This window comes from Boudabousia marimammalium (assembly GCF_001936115.1).
Lineage (GTDB): Bacteria > Actinomycetota > Actinomycetes > Actinomycetales > Actinomycetaceae > Boudabousia > Boudabousia marimammalium.
Genome location: NZ_MPDM01000006.1, coordinates 15,854 through 37,793, shown reverse-complemented (window position 1 = coordinate 37,793; position 21,940 = coordinate 15,854). Strand labels below are relative to the sequence as shown.

Below are 21,940 nucleotides of genomic sequence, written 5' to 3'. Positions count from 1 at the left end.
ATACGTATGTCAAAGAAAGGCACATCGTGAGCAATAATTCATGGATTAACTCGCTCGGTAACCTCGGAGGTAACGGCGGAGAATCTGGCGGCGGTGACGGTCCCAATAACCCATTCTCTTTTGGTGGGCCCGGACAGAATCGACCTAAGCCAGAAATGCATCTGCCTGATTTTAAGAAGATTTTCCGTAATCCGGTCACTATCTTCTTACTTATCTTGTTGCTAGTGGGCGCTTTTATCAGCTTGTCATCTGAGATTTGGACCGAAATCCTATGGTTCAACCAGATTGGTTACGCTAGCGTGTTCTGGACCCGGATCGGTGTCATGGCGCTGCTGTTCGTGATCGGTGCGGTTATCCAGGGTTCAATCCTTTGGCTCTACATGCATTTTTCCTACCGGTCCTTGCAGAAGAAGGGCGTGCGTTTGAATTCGAACGTGCGCCGCTACCGGGAAGAAATGGAATCTCGCCGCAAGCTGTTCTTGTGGGCGATTCCCATCTTCATGGGTGTCACCACAGGTTTGAGCTTAGCCTCGCAGTGGCGCAATGTGCTGCTGTGGTGGAACCAGAGCCCTTTCGGTAGCACTGACCCAATCTTTAACTACGATATTTCTTTCTTTGTTTTCACCCTGCCGGTAGTGCAGATGGTGGTCGGCTTCCTGATGCAGGTCCTGTTCGTGGGCCTGATTATGGGCGCGATCATCCACTATCTTTACGGTGGCGTGGAATTGTTCCCGAAGTTCCGGATTGCGAAAACCACCCGCATGCAGCTGGGTTTGACCGCTGCCGCAGTCGCCCTCGTTTTCGGTCTGCAAATGTGGCTGGAGCGCTACACTCTGCTGGCGGAAGCTCGCGGCGGCGCCCTCGGCGTGCACGGTGCCATGTACCGTGAAATCAATGCCCAGCTTCCGGCGCAAACTATTTTGGCTATCACCTGTGTGATTGTGGCTGCCATGTTCGTGGTAGCTGCCTTCCGTGACACCTGGAAGATGCCTGCCGCCGCAGTGCTGGTCCTGGTGCTTTCCCAGGTAGTTGTGGGCATGGCCTACCCAGCTTTGATCCAGCAGTTCCGCGTCGTGCCGAACGCTCAGGCGCTGGAATCACCCTATATTCAGCACAATATTGATGCCACTTTGAAGGCATACGGCATGGAAGATATTGAGTACACGACCTCTGACGCAGTCACCACTGCCACCGCCGGTCAGCTACGTGAAGATAGCGAATCCACTAACCAGATTCGTTTACTTGACCCCAATATTGTGTCCCCGACTTTCACTCAGGTGCAGCAGAACCGTCTGTACTACAACTTTGAAGAGCAGCTGGCTGTGGACCGCTACATGATGGACGGTAAGCTCCACGACACTGTGATTGCGGTACGTGGTTTGAATCAGAACGGTTTGGCACCAGAACAGCGTAACTGGGTGAACGACCATACGGTCTACACGCACGGTTACGGCGTTGTGACTGCGCACGGCAACACGGCGAATGCTGATGGGCGTCCGGCTTTCTCCGAAAGTTCCATCCCTTCACAGGGCTTCCTCGGCGACTATGAGCCGCGCGTCTATTTTGGCAACAACATGCCGCAGTACTCGATTGTGGGTGGCCCGAAAGCTGAAGGCAATAGCGGCCAGGAACTGGACTATCCGGATGATAAGGCCGAGGGTGGACAGGTCAAAACCACCTATCAAGGTGATGGTGGCCCCAGTGTTGGTAATTTGTGGAATAAGCTGTTGTACGCAATCAAGTTCCGCTCCACCGACCTGTTCTTCTCTAACCAGGTGAACCCGCAGTCGCAGATCCTGTATGAGCGTGCCCCAGCGGATCGTGTGGCGGCAGTCGCCCCGTATCTGACTTTGGAACGTAAGCCTTATCCGGCGGTAGTCGACATGGATGGTGACCCCAGTACTCCGAAGCGTCTGGTTTGGATTGTTGACGGCTACACCACCGCGAATAACTACCCGTACTCTCAGCATGAAGAGCTGGCGGATGTGACTAAGGATTCCACTACCGGAAATGCTGCGTTCTATACTCCGCGCGAAGAGATCAACTACATTCGTAACTCGGTTAAGGCAGTGGTTGATGCCTATGACGGTAAGGTGACCTTGTACCAGTGGGATGAGCAAGATCCAATCTTGAAAGCTTGGATGAACGTGTTCCCGCAGAAGGTTCAGCCGCTCAGTGATATTAGTGGCGACCTGATGGCGCATCTGCGCTACCCGGAGGATCTGTTCAAGCTGCAGCGTGACCTGCTGGCTACCTACCACGTCACCGATGCGGGTGACTACTACACCGGTGGTGACCGTTGGAAGACCCCAGCGGATCCGACCGTGGATGTGGGGGAGACTGGTAATGCTCCGGCTCAGCCTCCTTACTATCTGACCTTGAAGATGCCCACTCAGGATTCTGCCCAGTTCAGCTTGAGCTCCGTGTATGTGCCGGGTGGCTCTTCAAAGCGTGAAGCTATGGCCGGTTATATTGCGGTTGATTCTGAGACTGGCAATGAGTCAGGCAAGATTAGAGATGGGTTCGGCAAGATTCGGGTGATGGCTTTGCCTTCATCGACAACGGTTCCGGGTCCCGGTCAGGTGCAGTCCAATCTGTCCTCTAAGCCGCAGGTCTCTAAGGAACTCAACCTGATGAACCAGCGTGGTTCTAAGGTGATTCGCGGTAATCTGCTGACCTTGCCGGTCGGTGGCGGTCTGCTCTATGTGCAGCCCGTTTACGTGCAGTCCAGTCAGGGAACCACTTTCCCGCTGCTCCGTTCAGTGCTGGTCAGCTTCGGTGAGAAGGTCGGCTTTGCCCCCACCTTGTCTGAGGCTTTGGATCAGGTCTTCGGGGGAGATGCGGGAGCTGCAACCGGTGATCAGGATATTGTCGGAAAGAAGCGGGTTGACGGTGAAGTAGTCGATCCGGCTGCTCCGGCGGTAACTCCTGAAGGCTCTGGCGTTACTCCTGATAATGCTGGTGCTACGGCTGAGGCTCCGGCGCTACCGAAGACCGGCGATAACCCTGATTTGCAGACTGCCTTGCAGAATGCGAAGCAGGCTATCGCGGACTCTGAAACAGCTTTGAAGGCTGGCGATTGGGCAGCCTATGGTGAAGCCCAGAAGCGTCTACAGCAGGCGCTTGAGGCTGCGGTGGCAGCTCAGGAGCAGGCCGCGCGGTAGTCCAGTAGTTTTTATCTCTCTTTGAGCTGTCACTGAAGTGAGATAAGAGAACAGTATTTCGAGGGCGGGTTCTGGAAGGGACCCGCCCTCGGCATATTTATGCGTATAAACGCGAATGCTTTGCGGCATTTTGGGCGGTACTGTGGAGTAATACTTGTAGCATTCGGCTACAGAGTTTAGGCTGACCCAGGGTTTGGTTCAGGAGGCTATTTTGCAAAAAACTGTTGCTAGTGAGATCGGCAAGTTGAAGACCGTGATGCTACATCGTCCGGGCGCTGAGTTTACTCGTCTATCTCCCTCCAATAAAGAGCATTTGCTGTTTGATGACGTGATTTGGCTGAGCCGCGCCCAAGAGGAGCATGACCGTTTCGCGCAAATCATGCAAGAGTCCGGCGTGGAAGTGCTATGGGTGGATAAACTCTTAGCTGAGGCTTTGGAGAACCCCGCCGCCCGCCAGTTTGCCTTGGATAACTCCTTGAATAGCATGCATGTTGATCCGCGGGTGAGTAGCACTTTGCACGATCATGCTGGAGAGTTGTCTGCAGCGGAGCTGGGGGAGCGCCTGATTGCCGGTGTCACGATTGAAGAGTATGAGCAGATTGTGGGAGAGAATCTCCCCGATGATTTGGAGACTTTGGGTGGCATGGTTTTGCCCTGCCTGCCGAACCATTTGTTTACGCGGGATGGTTCAGCGTGGGCTTATGGTGGGGTGTCTTTGAACCAGATGCGGATGGTGGCGCGTCGGCGTGAGACAGTCAATCTGGAAACTATTTATAGCTATCATCCTTATTTTCAAAGTTTCGATTTCCTGCGTTGGGATGATGAGGCGGGTTTCGACCCGGAGGCTTTCGAGTCTGATGAGTTTGCCTTGGAGGGCGGCGACGTCTGCGTGCTGGGGAATCGGTCTTTGCTGATTGGGGTGTCTGAACGCACCACGATGCGGGCGGTGCGGCGTCTGGCTGAGAAGATGCTGGATTCTGGCCGGGTGGATCGGATTGTGGCGGCGCAGCTCCCGATTTCACGCGCTTTCATGCATCTTGACACCGTGATGACCATGGTGGATGAGGATACTTTCGTGGCCTATCAGGGTCTGGGGCAGGTGCCTACGGTGACTTTGAGTCGCGGGGCGAATCATAAGCTGGTGGAGCAGCATGATGAGGGTCCGGGCATGTATGACGCTATCGCGAAGGCTTTGGGGCTGGCTTCGATTCGGGTGCTGGAGAATCCGGGTGATTCTTTGACGGCGGAGCGTGATCAGTGGAATGATGCTTGTAATCTGTTGGCTTTGAAGCCGGGCACAGTTTTCGCGTATGACCGTAATGAGCGGGCGAATGATTTTCTGCGTGAGCAGGGGATCAAGGTGGTTGAGGTTCCAGGTGGGGAGCTGGGCCGAGGACGAGGGGGCCCGCGGTGCATGAGTTGCCCGATTGACCGGGCTCCGGCCTCTTAGACTGCGGTCAAGCTATCGGCTGAATGCCTGATTTTTGGCCTATAGTGAGGGAAATCTCCCGGTCTGCGTTTGCTGCTTCGGGGCCTAGAGACTAGACTGTATTTTGTTGACGCGGGGTGGAGCAGTTCGGTAGCTCGCCGGGCTCATAACCCGGAGGTCGCAGGTTCAAATCCTGTCCCCGCTACCAATGAAAACCGCTTGGTTTCAAGATTTAGTTCTTGGCCAAGCGGTTTTATTTTTCCTTAATGACCAGTGTCGCCGCAGTTCGTAGGGCAGCATGCGCATCTTTCATGCTGTAGCTAGGGGCTTTCCCAATCAGATTGATAGAGACACCGTTCACCCGATTCTTCAACAGTTGTACTGCCTGTGATAGTCCCATATTTAGTTCAACGTCTTGCGCTTGTAGCTCGATTAGCCAGGTTTCAATCTTTTGCTCCTCGGCGGTCATAATGTTGTGAATCTTCGGGTCACCAACCAGTTCGCCGTCTTTGAAGCAGAATGTGAATCCAGCTATCAGACCTTGCAGGGTTTCAGTCGCATGAATGGTGGGTGGCAGGAACTGCTCTAGGCATTCAGTGAGCCTAGTGACAGTGGGGATGGCGGTTTTGCCCTCGCAAATCAGTTCCGCAGCCCTAATTTCATTCGACGCTCCGGACCCATGCCTTAATCTTCTGGCAGACCGTCTCAATCGTAGCCGGAGGTGTGACGGTAGTAGCTTTGGCGACCGGAGTCCTGTCGATATTCCTGTGACGGGAGGGAGTCAGGCCCCGTACCAGTAGTATCCGACTCCTAGTCCTAGTAGACCTAGGACAACTGCAGCAATAATTAAAACCTTTAGAGACTCGCGATCCATGTTTCTCTCTCTTTTTGAATTGACCTATCGGATTAGATATCCATGCTGATGTAAGCCAATATATCGGATTCGGGAAGCAGATAAGTTTGTTTAATCAGTTAATACCGGATTTGACTAATCTTTTACCTATATGTGAGAATCTAGGGGAATCTGATACTTAAATTTTGGGTATTTAAGCTTGTGTCGCTCCCCGAGCGGTCGTACTTGAAAGGTTTGCTGTGGAAGCATTTAACACTGTCCTCGGGCATATTTCTGACTTTATGTACACCTACATGCTGGTCGGCCTGCTCATGGCCGCCGGCATTTACTTCACCATCAGGACTCGGGGCGTGCAGTTCCGCCTGTTCGCAAACATGGTTTCAACCATCATGAAGTCCCGCAGCGTCGAAGGTAAAGGTATTTCATCCTTCCAAGCCTTCGCTATCGGGATTGCTTCACGTGTGGGTACAGGCAACATCGTGGGTGTCGCCATCGCCCTCGCCGTCGGTGGCCCTGGCGCCATCTTCTGGATGTGGGTAGTCGCCCTGCTGGGCATGGCAACCGCATTCATTGAAGCCACTTTGGCGCAGATGTTTAAGGTTCGCGGCTCCGACGGCTCTTTCCGTGGCGGTCCCGCATACTACATTCACCGCGGGCTTGGTAGCCGCACCTGGGGTCTGGTTTTCGCTGTGCTCCTGATTTTCACTTTCGGTTTCGCATTCAACATGGTGCAAGCCAACACCATTGCAGGTGTGTTCGAGGCTTCCTTCGGAGTGCCGTCCTGGGGGACCGCACTCATCCTCGTCGCCCTGTGTGCGCCAATCATCATGGGCGGTATCCGCCCGGTCGCTAAAGCTACTGAAATCATTGCCCCCTTGATGGCGCTCATCTACGTCTTGATCGCCATCATCATTATCGGCATGAACTTCAGCCTGATTCCTGCTGTATTCGGCGCAATCTTCGCTGACGCTTTCGGATTCTGGTCTGCCGCGGGCGGCCTCACCGGCGGCTTCACCGCCGCACTACTCAACGGTGTCAAGCGCGGCCTGTTCTCCAATGAGGCCGGTATGGGATCAGCACCGAATGCGGCCGCTACCGCCACGGTCTCTCACCCGGTGCAGCAGGGACTAATCCAGTCCATGGGCGTTTTTGTGGATACTGTCGTAATCTGTTCCGCAACCGCGTTCATCTGCATTGTCGGTGGCGTCTACAATGTGAACCAAACCGACCGTGACGCGGCACAGACCCTCACTCAAGACTCCATCGTGAATCAGCTGGGTGGCTGGACTGCGATTCCGGTCGCTTTGATTATCTTCGTCTTCGCGTACTCCTCGATTCTTGGTAACTACACCTACGCGGAAGTCAATATGGACTTCATCCGTGGTGTCGGCAAACCCAACTACCTGCTGCGTGCGCTAGTTGTCGCAGCAGTTGCCTTGGGCTCCATCTGGGCTTTCAGCACCGTTTGGGCGCTGGCAGATATCGCGATGGGCCTCATGGCGCTAGTTAACCTAGTTGCCATCTTCGCGATGGGCGGCTGGGCGATTGCCGCTTTGCGTGACTATGAGCGCCAGCTTCCTGAGGTCAAGTCCGGTACTGCTAATGACTTCAGCTTCGTTGGCGTGGACAACCCCGACCTTCCCAAAGACATGGTTAACGCCGTATGGGATGAAGAACTGGGCGTCACCCCCAGCTAAGTAGAAAGTAGCGTTTAAGCTCCGCCGCGAATCCATCCGGGTCCGCGGCGGAGCTTGTTCCATGAGAAAATACAGGCATGCCAGAAGGACATTCGATTCACCGTGTAGCAGGCGCTCTCACCAGCATTTTTGCTAGGGAGCAGGTGCAAGCCCGCAGCCCGCAGGGCCGTTTCATTGCCGGGGCGCAAATCCTAGACGGGCAACAGGCTGGGGTGGCGCAGGCTTGGGGGAAACACCTTTTCCTGCCCTTCCGGCCCACCTCCCAACCTGGGGGCGAGGGGGATACAGACTTAGCTAAACTCCAGGCCGGTGCAGACACCGGATACCCGAACTGGCTACATGTTCACCTAGGACTGTATGGCTCCTGGCGTTTTGACACTGACCAAAGTCATCCTCTTCCGCACGCCATTGGCGCTCCGCGCGTTCGTATCGGTGAGGGAGACGAGCGGGTAGAAGACGCCGGCAGCACAGAAACATGGCTCCTCCCGCAGCCGCGCGGACAAGTTCGACTCCGCCTTCACACTGAACATGCGGTCGCAGACCTGTCCGGCCCTAACCGATGCGAAATCCTAGACCCCGTGCAGGTGGCAGACACCCTCGACAAACTGGGGCCAGACCCGATCCGTGACCATTCCGGGGATGAGGACCGTTTCGTAACTCTCATGCGGCGGCGTTCCATCCCTATCGGCCAGGCCGTGATGGATCAGAGTATCTGTGCCGGCCCGGGGAACATCTACCGTGCCGAATGCCTTTTCAGAACCAGAATCAACCCAAACCGGGCAGCTAAACAGGTCTCAGAAAACAGACTTAGAACACTTTGGCGGGACCTAGTTGTCGCATTGAGAGAGGGCGTGCGCGACGGAAAAATCATCACTGTACCAACCGAACTGGTTCCCGCACATATCGCCCCAGAAGATAAAGAAGCGAGACGCTTCGCCGTCTATCATCGCACCGGCAGGAGCTGTTTGCGGTGCGGTGCCACAGTGCGGGAAAAGAACCTAGCGGGGCGCAAACTATTTTGGTGTCCAGGCTGTCAAAACTAGCGAAAATTCGCCAAATATATGGCCCAGTTCGCCTGGAAAATGTGGACCTGCTTACTCTTAGGTAGTTTTCCCGGGACTGTGCAATTCTCTGCGCCTATTTTTCGTTATGATTGATATGCGGGAAATCGCATAAAATCAACGCATTAATGCAAATTGAAGCATCAAAGTGGGTAGAGAGATTTGACGAAAAAACGTCTAGCAGCCATCATCGCGGGAGCTATCGCAGGGGCACTCATTCTAATCATGGGTGTAACGTACCTGGTGGTCTACAAGAGCTATCAGGGTCTTGCCTTGCCGGGCACCCACGTCTCTAATCTGGACGTTAGCTCCATGACTCATGATGAAATCATGGAGGCTGTTGAAAAGCAGGAATCTGCTAAGAATATTTCTCTCCAGATTGAGGATGAAACTAAAACTGTTTCTCTCGCAGATTTTGGGGTCTCACTGGATTCCCAGCAGCTGGCTGATCAGGCGATTGCCCGTCCGGCGTGGTACTCCTACTACAGTAGCCTATTCAAGGACCGTGTGATTCCGAGCAAATACTCCCTCGACAACGCGAAAGCTAAAGAGTACCTGTACTCCGTCATGCCGCCCGAACTGTTGAACGGTAAGCCAGCTGTGGTCAGCGTAAACCAAGAATCAGGTGAAGTTAGCGTATCTGAATCGGTGGATGGAAACGTCCCCGATCTGGAGAAACTCATCAGTGATGTGGAAGCTGTCGCGCAGGCTCCCGCCGCAGCCACAGTGGAGGTCGCCTTCAAGGTTGAGCCTCCAGAGTTTGACACCGCGAAAGCAAAAGAGCTAGTTGAGAAGATCAACGCAAAACGCGCCCTAGACGTAGCTTTGGACCACGACGGGAAGAACTATCAGCCATCCGCCGCTGAAACCGCCAGTTTTGTTTCTATTACCACGGCGGACAATGGGGCACAGGACTTGGAAGTCAATACTGAAGCCATTGCCAAATGGGTGGGCGGCGTAGTTTCAGAAGTCAACGTGAAGCCGAAGAATGGCCTGCGCAAGGTCTATGAGAGCGGCGCGATTGCGCAGATTGTGCGCAAGCCGAAAGACGGCCGTCAGGTCACTAATAGCGATGACTTGTTGAAGTCTGTGATTGCCGCATATCAAGATGGTCAAAGCTTCAAAGGCAAGATTGACACTGAGGTTTTGGAAGCTCAAGACGTTAGCAAAGTAGTTAGCCCGAATGCGGCAAAGCTCGCATACGCGGCTTTGCCGGATGAAAAATGGATTGACGTTAATCTCACTAACCACACTGCTACCGCCTATGTGGGTGACCAGATTGCTCGCGGCCCAGTCGCCATGGTCAACGGCGCTGATAAGCACCCGACCGTGCAGGGGACTTTCGCGGTCTGGGCGAAGGTCCGTTCGCAGACCATGCGTGGCCGCGACTACGTGACTCCTGGTGTGCCTTGGATTCTTTACTTCCATGGTGATTACGCTCTGCATGGTGCGCCGTGGCGCAGCTCCTTCGGCTATGCCGGTAAGGCCGGCTCGCACGGCTGCATTAACCTGCCCGTAGCGACCGCCAAATGGTTCTACGACTGGGCTGAAATCGGCACCACTGTGGTTTCCCACGAGTAGAGTGTAGCGTCTAGTTTTCCTGATGAGCCATCTTAGTCCGCCAGCCCGCGGGGGAGTGCATCCCACTCAGCTCAAATGTGACTGCGCGGCGCCGACTCTGGGGGAGTGCTTTCAGAACCGTTACCCGCAGCTTCCTGCCCGCGCGGTAACAGAACTCTTCGCCGCAGGTGATGTGCTGTCCGCGGCTGGTCAGGTTTGCGCTTTCACCGACCCGGTTAGCCGACGTGACGAGGGCGTCTGGTTTTACCGTCCCATCGCTGACGAGGGCGCTGCGGTTCCCCCAATCCGTATCTTGGGGCGCGGCAACGGCTGGCTGGTAGCGGATAAGCCCGCTGGCATCTCCACCATGCCGAGGGGGAAGTACGTGTTCCGCAGCCTCACAGTGCAGCTACGTCGCGTTGAGAATAATGACCAGATCGTAGCGGCTCACCGGCTGGATCGGATGACCGCTGGCGTGGTACTCCTGACCAATGACCCGCAGATGCGCGGACTCTACCAGACCATGTTCGACCGGCGGGAAGTACACAAAACCTACCGGATGGTCACCGGTGCCCAAACAAAGTACGCGGATGGGCAGTGGCATGAGATTAATCAGCCGCTTTCCAAAACCGCGGGGGAGCCTTTCGTGAGGGTCGGTGAGCATCCGGCAGCATCGCCAGCGCTTACCCGTTTCAAAGTAGTGAAAGGCCCATGGGAAAGCGTGGTCGGCCCGGTCATGGAAGTAGAGGCGGAGCCACTGACCGGGCGGATGCATCAGCTACGGGCACACCTCGCCTCGGTGGGCGCGCCAATTGTTGGGGACCCTCTCTATGGTGGCTTAGCCGCCCCAGAGTACGGCAATGACCCGCAAGCGCCGTCTACTATGCCGCTCCAGCTGTTGGCCGCAAGCTTACGCTATATCGACCCGCAGACTAAAGAAAAGCAATGCTTTTACAGTCGCTTCCAGAATCTTTTAACAGCCGACTGATGACACTGCGCTCGCCCTCGTCCCCCTAAAGTCAGCGTCGACGTTTAGCGTGCGTGGTGGCGGTAGCCGTCAAGGGGTCCTCCGGCCACGGGTGCTTCGGGTAACGGCCCCGCATTTCGGCGCGAACCCCCGCGTAGGGGCCGGTCCAGAAACTGTGCAGGTCGGCGGTGATCGCAAGGGGACGCTGCGCCGGGGAGAGCAGCTCAATCGTCAGGGGAACCCTCCCGTCAGCTAGAGTCGGTGAATCAGTCCAGCCGAAACACTGCTGCAACTGGACGCGAATGCGCGGCTGCCCATCACTGTAATCCACTGGAATCTGCCGGCCGGTGGGAACCTGAATCTGCTCTGGAGCCAGCTCATCTAGGCGGCTTGCCTCCGGCCACGGCAACAGGGCCTGCACGGCGGCGGCCGTCACTTTCGGTAGCTTGCCTGCCTTCACGGCCTGGGCCAGCTCAGGACCCAGCCATTCATCTAGGCGCGCTAGGAGAGCAGTTTCGGAAACATCCGGCCACGGCGCCCTCAACTGCGCGTGCAGGAAACTAAGCCGACTCAGCAGCTGCTTAGCCGCCGGGCTCTGCTCCAAAGCGCCCCAGCCATGCTCAGTCAGGTAGCGGCGAATCGCCTGCTCCACCAAGTCCCGCTGCGGCTGCTTTTCCACCACCTGCTGCAGGGTAATCTGCCCCAGCTGACGGTTCAACAGCACCCGAACCTTACCCCGTTCGGTGACCTCAACCTGAGGAATATCTTGCCGCAGGGAAGCCCCCAACTCTAACGCTAAATCAGCTGGAATGGGCGCGGCCAAACTAATCAGCGCGTCGCTGCGGCCCTGCAAATGCAGCAAATCCGCCACCGCCAGCCACTCTTGCCCGCGTAGCGGTGAGTGCTCTGGCAGTTGCCCGCCCACACCGCCGGCCAGCAGATAGTTGGGGGAGTCTTTCGCCCGCTGCCGGGCCAGCCGGTCCGGGTAGGCCAGCGCAATCACGGTCGCTAAAGCCTCATCGCGGGTAGTTTCACCCTGCCTAGCAGTCTGCTGGGTGGTTGGGCTTGGCACTATTTCCCCGGACCATTGCTGCGCCTGTTTTTCGAGGCGCTGCCACTGCTGCTTCCACTGGCTGGCGGCCGCCGGATTCCCGCCGCCGCGCGCCAGACTTTTCCATAGGGCCACGCCGTCGGCGCCCTCGGCCCGCACGGTGGCGTCCGCGGTCGCAATCGCTTGCGCTGCCAGCCGCGCCCCAATCCATGGGCTGGCTTCTATCAGGGCCCGGCCCCAGCGGGGAGAAAGCGGGAGCGTAGCTAGGGCCCGCCCCAGGGCGGTAATTTGCCCCGCATTGGTGGCTCCGAGGGAGTCGAGGGTGCGTTCGGCTGCCTGCAAGGCGGGGGCCGGCGGATCCGTCAGCCAGTTGAGGCCCTGCCCGCCGGGCGCACCCCATGCAGCGCAGTGCAGCGCCAGCCCGGTCAGGTCACTGTGTGTAATCTCCGGTTCAGTGTGTTCGCGCATCCCCGCCCAGGTGGCGGCATCCACGCAACGGTAAACTGTGCCGGCAGCTTCACGGCCTGCCCGCCCTGCTCTTTGCGTGCAGGCCGCCCGGGAAGCACCGACCGTCACTAGGGAGCTTAAACCGCGGGCTAAGTCGATGCGTGGCTCACGGGAAAGACAGGCGTCAACGACCACTCGCACACCCGGCACAGTGATGGAAGATTCCGCGACCGCGGTGGAAACAATCACGCGCCGCACTGTATGCGGCTGATAGATGTGGTCTTGCTGGGCGGCGGAAAGCCCGCCGTGCAGCGGCAGTACTTCACAGCCGGCCTGGGTGGTGCGGAGATTTGCGGCCACGCTCTCTAGCTCTTTGACGCCGGGCAGGAACACCAGAATGTCGCCGCTGGTTTCCGCTAACGCCCGCAGCGTTGTGTCCGTGACGTGCTGTAAGAATTCGGGGCGCACCCCAATCTGTCCCCAGCGCGACACCGTGCCCAGAGCCTGCTGGCCGCGCCCCGGCGGGGCCTCCACTACCGTGACCGGGTGAATCAGGCCAGGAATCTCCACGATCGGTGTGCCATCTCCGAGGATCGGGGCGACAGTTTGCGCGGCGACAGTCGCGGACATGGCCACCAGATACAGGTCCTCACGGAGCTGGCGGACATCGTTGAGGAAAGCTACCGCTAAATCAGAGTCCAGGTTGCGTTCATGGACTTCATCAATGATGACTGCGCCCACCCCGTTAAGCTCCGGATCGTTTTGTAAGCGCCGCAGCAGCACGCCCGGGGTGACGAACTCAATTAGCGTGGCGGCAGAGTTTTTGGTGTCACCGCGCACACTGTAACCTATAGTTTTTCCCACCGGCTGCCCCAGCAAAGCAGACAGTCGAGTGGCCGCCGTGCGGGCCGCAATCCGCCTGGGTTGCGTCACAATCACCCTCGTCCCCGCCAGCAAATCAGCTAGCAGCGGGGGAAGCAAAGTGGTTTTACCCGTGCCCGGGGGAGCGGAAACCACCAGGGTGTGGTGGGTGTCGAGGGCGCCGCGGACTTCGCTTAATCCGGCGACCACCGGTAGGTCCGGTGGTGACGCTAACAGGTCATGCAGGGCCAGCAGGGAAGCGGAAACTGCGCCGCTGGGAGCAGAGAAATCAGGCAAAGGAGACGCCTAGTCTTGGAGCTGAGCGAAATGGCGTTCAATCCGGTGGAACAGCATATCTAAAGCCACCAGGTTGGTGCCGCCTTCGGGGATAATAATGTCGGCCTGGCGCTTGGACGGTTCCACGTAAAGCTCATGCATGGGCTTCACCGTCGCCAGATACTGCGCCTCCACGGATTCGAGGGAGCGCCCCCGATCCACCAGGTCACGCTTGAGACGGCGCAAAATCCGCACGTCCGCATCCGTGTCCACGAACAGTTTAATATCGCACAGGTCGCAGATGGATTTCTCCGCGAAAATCAGGATGCCTTCCACAATGATGATCTTATTCGGCGGCAAATAGACGGTTTCTTTCGCCCGCGTGTGGCGGGCGTAATCGTAGGTGGGGCATTCGACGCCCCGACCGGCAACTAGCGCATTAATCTGCTCCACCATCAGGTCCGTGTCGAAGGCCTCGGGGGCATCAAAGTTCAGTTTGACGCGCTCCTCGAAAGGCAGATCGGCGTGAGACTTGTAGTAGGCGTCATGCTCTACGACGGTCACGTCCCCATCAAAACGTGAAGCCAGAGCCTTCGTCAGTGTGGTTTTCCCGGAGCCGGTTCCACCTGCCACACCAATCACTAACACTTCGCCTGTCATGTGTTCTCCTTAAAGGTTTTGCACCCATTGTAGCCAGTTACGGCTTTGAGTGAGCTGTGAACTGGACAAACCCGATAATATGGGCGCATGGAATGCTCCTATTTTGATGCCGGCGAGTGCCGTAGCTGCCAGTGGCTGGATCAACCCTACCCGCAGCAGGTCGCCCGGCTGGAACAGGAGTGCCACGCTTTACTGCCGCAGATTCCCGCGTCTGCTTGGCTGTCCACCATGACTGGCCCGGAGCAGGGTTTTCGGAATAAAGCGAAAATGGTGGTTTCGGGTTCTGCGACTGCCCCGACTTTAGGGATTTTGGATGAGAACTGGCAGGGCGTGGATTTGTCCGCTTGCCCGCTGTATTCGGATTCGTTGCGTGCCCTGTTCCCGGTGATTGCTAACTTTTTGGCGACCTTGAAGATTCCGCCCTATGAGGTGGAGAGCCGCAACGGGGAGATCAAGTTCATTCACGTGACGGAGAATGCCCGCGGGCAGCACATGTTGCGTTTCGTGTTGCGCTCTCGGCGTTTCGTGGCGGCGATCCGTTCATCTTTGCCGGCCTTGCAGGCTTTGCTTCCGTCTTTGCGGGTGGTGTCGGTGAATCTTTTGCCGCAGCCGGTGGCTTTGACTGAGGGGGACACTGAAATCATTTTGACCGCTGATGATGTCTTGCCGATGCCGATGGGGGAGCGGGTGCTGTATGCGCGTCCGGGTGGCTTCTTCCAAACGAATACTATGGTTGCGACCGAGTTGTACCGGCAGGCGCAGGCTTGGGCCGAGGAAGTGGCTCCGGCTACGGTACTGGACTTGTTTTGCGGGGTCGGCGGCTTCGGATTATTCCTAGCGAAGCCGGGCCGCAGAGTACACGGAATCGACATCTCCGAGGAGGCAATCGCGGCGGCTAAGCTGGCGGTACTGCCAGAAGACGGTGAGGTGACTTTCGCGGCTGGTGATGCGCCCTCCCTAGCTGATGAGGGTGCGGCTGCTTTAGGCGGAGTGCCGGACCTAGTGGTGGTGAATCCCCCTCGGCGGGGCATCACCGCGGAAGGCTGCGCCTGGCTGGAAGCCAAACAACCCGGCACCGTGATCTATTCTTCTTGCAACCCGAAGTCTTTGGCGAAGGACCTAGAAATGCTACCCAACTACAGGGTGAAACAGATCCGGATTTTTGACATGTTCCCCCACACCTCGCATGTAGAGGTGCTGGCGTGGCTGACCAGAGCGGACACCGAGTGAAGCAGAAACCAACCACCGCGGTACTTGCTTTGCTGTCGGTGGCGCCCTTACTCGGGGTGGCTTTTACTTTTCTGTTCCTTGGGGGAAACCCAAACCTAAAGCTCTTTTTTGCCCTTGCTGTACTGGTGGCAGGTACCGTAGTCATGGCGAAAGAGAGCCTTGTGGGAGAACACCTAAACGGGTGACAAATCAGAAGTTTGGGCTATCTTGCGTTCACCTACGATGTTTTAGCGGCTCTGCTCTATGGAGTGTTAGATAAATCGGAAGATATCCATAACATCTTTCGCTACGCAGTAACACGCCGTAGAAACGGTGGAGGTTGACTGGTAATCAACCTACTTCTAACCGTGTGAGCTTATCGTTCAGATTCCAGCATATGGGCAAGAAAAGCATCGTAGGCAGAATCTTCAAAGGGGAGGTGAATGCTCTGATGATGCCAAGAGGAGAGATAGGCGGCTCCGGATAAAAGTAATGCCTTCAGGCCGTCCTCTCCAGAGGCCAGCAGGGCGGTCCCATGCCGGATATGATCAGAAAACTTCTGAAAGAGAATCTGATAGCTGTCCGAATAATCTTCTCTTACCGGAATTTGTTTACTGGTGTAGGGAAGGGATGCGTAAATTTCCTTATTTTCGGCGGCAAAGGTTTCTAAATCTTTTTCGTTTTCATGAAAGGTCAGTCGTAGATTGTCCTCAATGCAAAGTCTGCCCTTACTGCCCCAGATTTCCAGCCGGTTCACACCCGGCGCTTCACCACTGGAAGCGATAAAAGTGCCATGGAGGCCGCTTGTATATTCCATTTGCATATCCACTGCATCATCTACCCGGAAATCATTGTATTTACCGTAGTCAATGGAGGCATAGACACGGTCGGGCAGACCCAGAAGCCACTGCCAGATATCAAGAGAATGCTGGCACTGATTGATTAACAGACCGCCGTATTCCCCGTTCCAGGTACTTCTCCATGCGGAAGAACTATGATAAGTGGGAGAACGGTACCAGCTGTTTGCGACCCAGACCGCCCGATGGAGTTTGCCAAGCTTTCCGTTCTCTATAAGTTCTTTCGCTTTCTGATAAACGGGATAGCCCCGCATATTGAAAATCGTGCCGCAGGCGACTTGTCTTTCTTCGGCAAGGGCTAAAACCTTTCTGACTTCTCCAGTGGAAATGCCAAGGGGCTTATCCACTAGAACGTGCTTCCCTAATTGTATGGCTCTGGAAGCAAGGTCTGCGTGCGTCTTGTGGGGAGTGACAATGACCAGAGAGTCAAAACTATCGGCATCTGCGAACATGGCGTCTGCATTTTCATAGATTTTCACATCAGGGTATCGGATAGTGATATCCTTCTGTCCTTCCCTATTGCGGCAGCATATCCCGGTCAGACGCATACCGTTTACAGCTCCACTGTAAAGCAGGGCGGCATCCTGCCTGCCCATACCTCCGTAACCAATCAACACTGTGCGAATTTCTGTCATTTTGTTATCTTATCTGGTTTCTAACCAGTAGCATGCTGGAATGATATAGAAGCCGTGTTTTCTGTCATCGCCTTCCGGAATCACAACATCAATACCTACTTAAATCAGCTTGTTCGTATGAAACTCCTGCGGCATGGTGTACTTGTTACCTAACAGGCCAACTCTGGAAAGGTTTTTTCTCCTTCAGTGCGTCAGCAGTTGCCTCAGCAATATGAACAAGAGGAGTATGGATACGAGATTGCACTTGCGGGATTCTAGTGGTGTCGATTACCTGCTTTGCACCCTAACTGGATAGTGAGCGCCTTGCCAAACGTGTAGCATCACTGGATATGTAGTAGCGCCGAGGAGTCTCATAAGACTAATCGGAGGAGTGACAGAATGCGCGACGAATTAAGAAGATGCGATTGGGCTACCCACAGTCAAATCGAACAAGACTACCATGACAGTCAATGGGGTGTGCCGGTCTTTGACGACCAAGAACTCTTTCAGCTACTCATCTTGGAAGGAATGCAGGCAGGACTATCCTGGCTGACAGTCTTGCAGAAACGGGAAGCGTTCAGTTCAGCTTTTGATGGCTTCAATCCGGAAATAATTTCCTTCTACGATGAAGCCAAAGAGCATGAACTCATGCAAAATAGCGGCATCATCCGAAATCGTCTCAAAATTCGTGCCCTATCGTTAAACGCCAGAGCATTCCTAGAGGTCCGCGAACAGTACGGGACATTTGCCGCCTACGTGTGGAATTTCGTTGATGGCGCACCAATCATTAACGCATGGCAATCCAGTCAACAGGTTCCCACGCAGACCGAAATCTCCCAAAATCTTAGCAAAGACCTCAAAAAGAGAGGGTTTAAGTTTGTGGGCCCCACCATCAGCTATGCCTTCATGCAAGCTGGTGGTTTAGTGAACGATCACCTACTTCACTGCGATTTCAGATCTCAATCTAGTAGACTGCCTTTTCCAGGCAGCTAACTAGCAGTGATTAGGGGGAGTAGAAGAAAATGAATAAAAGCAATCTCGAATTTATTGCGGCCATGATTATCTTCGGTTCCAACGGCGTCCTAGCCAGTTTTGTCCCTTGGTACAGCTACGAGATTGTGTTGGCCCGCACCACCATTGGTGCGCTCTCCATGCTGTTGATTATTCTGCTGACTCGTCAGCGTCTGGTATTCAAACAGCACCTGTCAGAGATGAAAATGCTGGTATTTTCGGGTATTTTCATGGGCCTGAATTGGATGTTTTTGTACGAAGCCTACCGTCACCTTGGTGTCGGTCTAGCTCAAATCCTCAGCAGTAGTGGCCCCGCCCTCGCCATGGTTTTAGCCCCGCTCATTTTCAAAGAACAGCTAAGAAAACACAAACTTTTCGGTTTTGCCGTGGTGCTCGTCGGCATGGTCTTCATCAGCAGCAATGACCTCTCCGCTGGTTCACTATTCGGTTTAGCCTGCGGTTTCGCAGCCACCATCACCTATGCGGGTTTCATCGTCTGTAACCGCTTCGCGCCCTCAATTCAAGGATCAGAGCGCGTCATGTGGCAGCTCCTGATTGCTTCCGTGATGGTTTTTGGATTCGTACTCTATCGCGGCACCGGCTTGCCTAGTTCCCTCAGCTTCTCAGCCGCAATCGCGGTCTTGCTGCTGGGGGTAGTTAATACTGGTCTAGCCGTGAACCTGATGTTCTCATCACTGCAAAAATTGCCGCTCCAAACGGTCGGCATCTACGCCTACCTGGAGCCCATGTCGGCGCTCATTTTCTCCGCCTTGCTGCTGGGTGAGCAGATGAGCCTCATCCAGTACCTCGGGGTGGCGCTCATCCTCGGCGGAACAGCCTTCGCGGAACTGTATCGTCCCCGGAGAGCGAGGCTAGCACCTAGCGAATAAACGTCTCTAATTTGCTCTCCTAAACGGCTTTTTTTATGACCAGATACATTAAAGTAGTTATGGCAGACAAACTCCACACTAGGTGGCGTGCCAATGGCGGCTATAGGTTCATTGGCATCACTGCACATGGAGTTAATAATGGATTCATTCACAAAGTCAGAGTATCTGCCTGTTGGAATGAAGCAGCAAGGAGCACAATCATGAAGATTTCTGTTAAGGTACTAGCACTGCCGCTAGTTTTGATGATGTCTATTCCCGGGACTGCGCTAGCTGCAACTCCCGAACTACCAGCCACTATAGAAGACAATGACATCCCGGTCACTATTGAAGAAGTTCCCAAGTTCTACCCGACTTTTTCAGACATTGAGGGGAACATGTTTACTGAAGAGATTCGTTGGGGTGCCGAGAATGGCTATCTACGCGGCTGGCCGGATGGTACTTTCCGCCCCCAGCAGCTGGTTACCCGCGAAGCCTTCGCCGCATTCATGTACCGCATGAAAGCCAAACCGGAGGCTGAATCCAACACGGACCAAAACTGTTTCACAGATATCGCCAACTCACAGTTCCAAAAAGAAATCTGCTGGATGAAATCTGAAGGAATTTCAACTGGCTGGCCGGATGGAACCTATCGCCCCAAAGAATTCATTGAAAGAGGTGCCATTGCCGCATTCTTTGCCCGTGCAGATAAAGCCAAGCTACCAGAGTACTACAAGGCGTACGCACAGCAGGGGCATCTTCCCGATGCCGTAGGCTCTCCTTTCTACAAGGAGATCTTCTGGTTCCATATTCACGGTATTGGCCGCGGCTGGGATGATGGCTCCTTCCGTCCGAATGCCTACGCGAGTCGGGATGCTACTGCGGCATTTTTCTACCGCTACGCGCATCGTTCCCGGGAACTGCTAGACCTTCCTTTCCCGGACCCCAATGGCGATTACGACCCCAACGTCAAGTACCTAGAAATACCAAATGCCGGTAACTAAAACAGAGGAATCGTGGTGGTGAGAGCAATCAGGTCTCACCACCACGATTTTCTTTTTCTATCTGATTTTCTTATCAATACACCGCTACAAGCATTAAGTCTGAAACTCTAAAAATTCCGCTCAAAACAGTGGCTGGGCTGACTGAGTGCACGCTGGCGATTCCTCCGCGGCTCCCCCTCGTCCCTCTAACCTAAGCAAATGACGTTTCGTTTCCAGCCCGCCCGCATACCCGCCGAGGGAGCCTCCGCTCCCAATGATGCGGTGACAGGGAAGCAACAGCGCCAACGCATTCGCGCCAGTAGCTGACGCTGCCGCCCGCACAGCCTTCGGATTCCCCACCCGAGTTGCCAATTCCAGATAGGAAATGGTCTGGCCATAGGGGACCAGGGCAATCTGTTCCCAAACGTCCTGCTGGAATGCCGTCCCGGCAGTCAGATAGGGGATAGTGAACTCTCTGCGCTGTCCCGCTAGATATTCTTCCACCTGGCGCTGGGCCGCGGCAGTGACGTCACTGGGGCGTTCCGCAAACTCTGCTTTGAGGCGTAGCTGCAGACGAAGATCCACCGATTCGCGTGTCTTCCGGTACCGGTAATCCAGCAGGCACAGGTCATCACCTAAAGCGCCTAGCACTAGCTCCCCAATCACGGTCTGGAGATAGGTGACTTTTATGGTCTTGGTCATTTGTGCATTCTATCAACGACGAAAAGACAGGCAGAATTTAGCGTGATCAAAATAGCCAGATCATAAAACGAAAAATAGCCAGATCATAAAACGAAAAATAGCCAAATCATAAAATAGTGGTCTCATCAGTCCAGAAACTAGTGTAAAGTCGAGGCTAGGAGGACAGATGAAAAAATACCAGAAGCGGATCGCAGACCACCTTTTACAGAAGCGGCTCAAGAGCAAAGGTGCGGTACTAATAGAAGGGGCGAAATGGTGTGGTAAGACAACCACTGCCCTGCAACAAGCACGCTCGGTGCAGTACATGCAGGACCCTGCAAGCAGGCGGCAAAACCGAGCGCTAGCTGCCCTAGATCCTGCTCGGTTACTACAGGGAGACACCCCTAGACTGATCGATGAATGGCAGAACACCCCGATGCTGTGGGATGCCGTCCGATTCGAAGTGGATCGTCGGGGTGACTTTGGCCAGTTCATCCTCACGGGCTCCGCTGTTCCAACAACACTAGATGAAGGAGCACATACTGGCACCGGAAGAATTGCCCGAATGACGATGCGGCCCATGTCTCTTTACGAGAGTGAGGAATCCAGTGGTGAAGTGTCTTTACAGGGCATGTTCTCTGACCCCAGCTCTGTCAGTGGGCGAAACGGATTGAGACTAGATGACATGGCTCATTTGATTTGTCGGGGTGGCTGGCCCCTCTCCCTCGGGCAGGACGAGGACGTGGCTCTACAACAGGCAATTGATTATTTTGACTCAGTGGTAAATGCAGATGTCAATCGAGTCGATGGCGTGCAAAGAGACCCTCGGCGTGCTACCAGAATAATGCGATCGTATGCGCGGCATATCGGAACCTCCGCGTCTCTGCAACGCATTATTGATGACACGTCGCCAAACGAGTCACAGCAGATGTCAGCTCCAACTGTAAATTCTTATGTGGGGGCTCTCAAACAGATATTTGTGCTCGAGGACGTACCGGCATGGAATCCTAATTTGCGCTCCAAAGCTGCTATCCGCACCGTCGATACACGCTATTTCGTGGACCCATCGATTGCTGCTGCAGCGCTGGGTGCTGGACCAAAAGATCTCATCCAAGATCTTGAAACAATGGGCTTTCTCTTTGAAAATCTATGCATCAGAGACTTGCGAGTATACGCTGAACATCTTGATGGTCAGGTGTTCCATTATCGTGACAAATATGGGCTAGAATGTGATGCGGTTATTCACCTGCGTAACGGCCAATACGGTCTCATAGAAATCAAACTTGGTGGCGAGCAATCCATTGAGGCTGGAGCCAAAACCTTAAACAAGCTAGCCAGTAAGATTGATACAACCAAAATGCCAGCCCCAAGCTTCAAGATGGTTCTCATCGCGGTTGGGGACTACGCCTATACGCGCGAAGACGGAGTGTGCGTCGTCCCAGTTGCCAGCCTGAAAGCATAACGTACGAGAGACTAGATTAAGTGCCGCACCACGCAAAATAATGGGGCGCCCACCGAAGTGGACGCCCCAAAACTTAAGCTGTAAATCAGCCCATCACCTTGTTCAAGATGGTCTCAATCAAGTCAGGCTTTTCCCTGCCCAAGAAGAAACCAATGGCCAGCAGGCCGCCAACTTTGATCAGTTTGCCGATGAACTTCATAACGTTCTCCTTCGTTGTTGTATCAGACACTT

At 54.9% G+C, this 21,940-nt stretch carries 17 protein-coding genes and 1 tRNA gene; 13 read left to right on the top strand and 5 right to left on the bottom strand.

Annotated features, from left to right (window positions below; genetic code table 11):
- The first annotated feature begins 26 nt into the window (after positions 1-26).
- The 3 genes from BM477_RS06350 (at position 27) to BM477_RS06340 (ending at position 4,801) form a co-directional block, all read left to right on the top strand.
- Positions 27-3,164, top strand: a complete 3,138-nt coding sequence (locus BM477_RS06350; protein ID WP_143230231.1) for a UPF0182 family membrane protein — start codon at positions 27-29, stop codon at positions 3,162-3,164.
- A 211-nt stretch (positions 3,165-3,375) separates the two neighbouring features.
- Complete coding sequence (locus BM477_RS06345) at positions 3,376-4,614, top strand: arginine deiminase (protein WP_075361830.1); 1,239 nt, start codon at positions 3,376-3,378, stop codon at positions 4,612-4,614.
- A gap of 110 nt (positions 4,615-4,724) precedes the next feature.
- A tRNA-Met gene (locus tag BM477_RS06340) sits at positions 4,725-4,801 on the top strand.
- 45 nt (positions 4,802-4,846) lie between these two features.
- Here BM477_RS06340 and BM477_RS06335 read toward each other — a convergent pair.
- Entirely contained in the window at positions 4,847-5,302 is a 456-nt protein-coding gene (locus BM477_RS06335) for a hypothetical protein (protein WP_075361829.1), read from the bottom strand.
- A 383-nt stretch (positions 5,303-5,685) separates the two neighbouring features.
- Between BM477_RS06335 and BM477_RS06330 the strand changes: the two genes are divergently transcribed.
- From BM477_RS06330 to BM477_RS06315, 4 genes are all read left to right on the top strand, one after another.
- A complete protein-coding gene (locus BM477_RS06330; RefSeq protein ID WP_075361828.1) occupies positions 5,686-7,143 on the top strand; it encodes an alanine/glycine:cation symporter family protein in 1,458 nt (485 codons plus the stop codon).
- A gap of 77 nt (positions 7,144-7,220) precedes the next feature.
- Positions 7,221-8,186, top strand: a complete 966-nt coding sequence (locus BM477_RS06325) for an Fpg/Nei family DNA glycosylase (protein ID WP_075361827.1) — start codon at positions 7,221-7,223, stop codon at positions 8,184-8,186.
- A 180-nt stretch (positions 8,187-8,366) separates the two neighbouring features.
- Positions 8,367-9,785 carry a L,D-transpeptidase gene (locus BM477_RS06320; protein ID WP_075361826.1) on the top strand — a complete coding sequence of 473 codons (1,419 nt, stop codon included), beginning with the start codon at positions 8,367-8,369 and terminating at the stop codon, positions 9,783-9,785.
- 22 nt (positions 9,786-9,807) lie between these two features.
- Positions 9,808-10,752, top strand: coding sequence for a pseudouridine synthase (locus tag BM477_RS06315; RefSeq protein ID WP_084543771.1), 945 nt, complete (start codon positions 9,808-9,810; stop codon positions 10,750-10,752).
- Positions 10,753-10,783: 31 nt separating this feature from the next.
- Here BM477_RS06315 and hrpB read toward each other — a convergent pair whose 3' ends face one another.
- The gene (hrpB, locus tag BM477_RS06310; protein WP_084543770.1) at positions 10,784-13,387 is read right to left on the bottom strand and encodes an ATP-dependent helicase HrpB; all 2,604 of its coding nucleotides are present in this window, start codon (positions 13,385-13,387) and stop codon (positions 10,784-10,786) included.
- Positions 13,388-13,396: 9 nt separating this feature from the next.
- The gene (gene udk, locus BM477_RS06305) at positions 13,397-14,026 is read right to left on the bottom strand and encodes a uridine kinase (RefSeq protein ID WP_075361824.1); all 630 of its coding nucleotides are present in this window, start codon (positions 14,024-14,026) and stop codon (positions 13,397-13,399) included.
- Between the two features lie 87 nt (positions 14,027-14,113).
- Between udk and BM477_RS06300 the strand changes: the two genes are divergently transcribed.
- The gene (locus BM477_RS06300; RefSeq protein ID WP_075361823.1) at positions 14,114-15,256 is read left to right on the top strand and encodes a methyltransferase domain-containing protein; all 1,143 of its coding nucleotides are present in this window, start codon (positions 14,114-14,116) and stop codon (positions 15,254-15,256) included.
- Positions 15,229-15,441 (top strand): hypothetical protein, encoded by a 213-nt coding sequence (locus tag BM477_RS06295; RefSeq protein ID WP_143230230.1) that lies wholly within the window; start codon positions 15,229-15,231, stop codon positions 15,439-15,441. The genes BM477_RS06300 and BM477_RS06295 overlap by 28 nt, the downstream gene beginning before the upstream one ends.
- Positions 15,442-15,611: 170 nt before the next feature.
- Here BM477_RS06295 and BM477_RS06290 read toward each other — a convergent pair whose 3' ends face one another.
- Complete coding sequence (locus BM477_RS06290) at positions 15,612-16,727, bottom strand: Gfo/Idh/MocA family protein (RefSeq protein WP_075361821.1); 1,116 nt, start codon at positions 16,725-16,727, stop codon at positions 15,612-15,614.
- A 378-nt stretch (positions 16,728-17,105) separates the two neighbouring features.
- Here BM477_RS06290 and BM477_RS06285 point away from each other — a divergent pair, with 378 nt between their 5' ends.
- From BM477_RS06285 to BM477_RS06275, 3 genes are all read left to right on the top strand, one after another.
- Positions 17,106-17,699 (top strand): DNA-3-methyladenine glycosylase I, encoded by a 594-nt coding sequence (locus BM477_RS06285; protein ID WP_075361820.1) that lies wholly within the window; start codon positions 17,106-17,108, stop codon positions 17,697-17,699.
- A gap of 29 nt (positions 17,700-17,728) precedes the next feature.
- Positions 17,729-18,607: a DMT family transporter gene (locus tag BM477_RS06280; protein ID WP_075361819.1), complete on the top strand. Its 879-nt coding sequence runs from the start codon at positions 17,729-17,731 to the stop codon at positions 18,605-18,607.
- A gap of 200 nt (positions 18,608-18,807) precedes the next feature.
- Positions 18,808-19,587: an S-layer homology domain-containing protein gene (locus BM477_RS06275; RefSeq protein WP_075361818.1), complete on the top strand. Its 780-nt coding sequence runs from the start codon at positions 18,808-18,810 to the stop codon at positions 19,585-19,587.
- Positions 19,588-19,707: 120 nt separating this feature from the next.
- On the opposite strand, the gene BM477_RS06270 is transcribed toward BM477_RS06275, so the two are convergent.
- Entirely contained in the window at positions 19,708-20,268 is a 561-nt protein-coding gene (locus tag BM477_RS06270; protein WP_075361817.1) for a methylated-DNA--[protein]-cysteine S-methyltransferase, read from the bottom strand.
- A gap of 166 nt (positions 20,269-20,434) precedes the next feature.
- Between BM477_RS06270 and BM477_RS06265 the strand changes: the two genes are divergently transcribed.
- Positions 20,435-21,709 (top strand): ATP-binding protein, encoded by a 1,275-nt coding sequence (locus BM477_RS06265; RefSeq protein WP_075361816.1) that lies wholly within the window; start codon positions 20,435-20,437, stop codon positions 21,707-21,709.
- The last annotated feature ends 231 nt before the right edge of the window (positions 21,710-21,940 follow it).